The organism is Pseudomonas sp. CAU 1711, assembly GCF_039888625.1.
Classification (GTDB): Bacteria; Pseudomonadota; Gammaproteobacteria; order Pseudomonadales; family Pseudomonadaceae; genus Aquipseudomonas.
In genome coordinates, this window is the sequence record NZ_JBDQQT010000041.1 from 1 (window position 1) to 1,159 (window position 1,159).

At 56.4% G+C, this 1,159-nt stretch carries 1 protein-coding gene; it reads left to right on the forward strand.

The features are described from left to right. Positions 1 to 383: 383 nt before the first annotated feature. A partial coding sequence (locus tag AAFN46_RS20550) for a hypothetical protein (RefSeq protein WP_347810553.1) occupies positions 384 to 1,159 on the forward strand: 776 nt, incomplete at its 3' end.

The following is a 1,159-nucleotide window of genomic DNA, read 5'->3' on the forward strand; positions in this document are numbered from 1 at the left end:
TGTCTGGCGGTGTGCTCGGTACTACTGCCGGGTTAAGTGGCTGGGCACTGGCTGGTGGGGCGGTGCTCGGTTCGATGGCAGGCAGCGCGCTTTCGCAAATGGCCGGTATGGCCATGGGCGTTACGGACCAATTCTCTTGGAGGCAGGTGGCTGTAGCAGGTCTCACGGCAGGGGTAACGTCTGGGGTCGGCGGTGCCGTTTCTGAGTGGAGCCCCCTTGCTCAGGCTGCTGCGATGGGAGGGGCGGGATACGCAGGTAACTATTCGGCCAACAAAGTCGTAGGGCTGGATACCAGCTTCAGTTGGTCAGGAATGGCAGCCTCCGTCATCTCCTCTATGGCCACATCGGCTTTTTCCAAGTCAGCCCTTGGACAGAAGCTCGGAATGACCACCGACAACTTCAAAGGCAATCTGATTAGTGGCCTGGCCGGTGGACAGATCAATGGCAGTGTGCGTCGCCTGATGGGAGTTGGCGGCAAGATTGACTATACCTCCATAGCAGCGGATGCATTTGGCAATGCCATTGGCAATGGGCTGATAGAAGCATCGCTCGGAGGTAATTTCCTCGGCCCGAAAGAGGGGCAGCTGAGTCAGCGGGAGATTGAGGCATATAAGCTCGCGCTAGCTGCTCGTGAGGCCGGACGCGGCCTTGGTCTTGACAACGCCCAAGCCTCTGTCAACTGGTACCGAGGCGAAATGTCCACCGATATTGATCCGTATGTGCAGATGCTAGGTGGTAAAGCACAGGCTGAGTGGATTTCCCTAAAACAGCAGCGCGATGCCGAAAATACTTTTGGCCTGTTCAAGGCACTGGCTGCACCACTCGTGGCTCAAGTTGAGCTCCGATTAGGGGCTGCTGAGTTTGGCTTTGCAGGTGCGTGGAATACGGGAGTGGAGGCAGTTGCTGGAGCAACTGGATTGGGAGTAGCCCTCTTCAAAGGTGTCGACGCTGCTACTGGTTACATCGACTATTTCCGAGATGCATGGAGCTATGAGCTAAAAACTGATGCTGGAAAAGGGATCGCTACCTTTATCGGTGGTGCGTTGGCACCTGTGCTTGAGCGGTATGAGTCTGCCAAGTCCTGGCTAGGCGATGCCGGGTTCGAAAAAGGAGGAGATTGGGGGGCTGGAATTGGAACTCTGAGCTATATGGCGCCAGA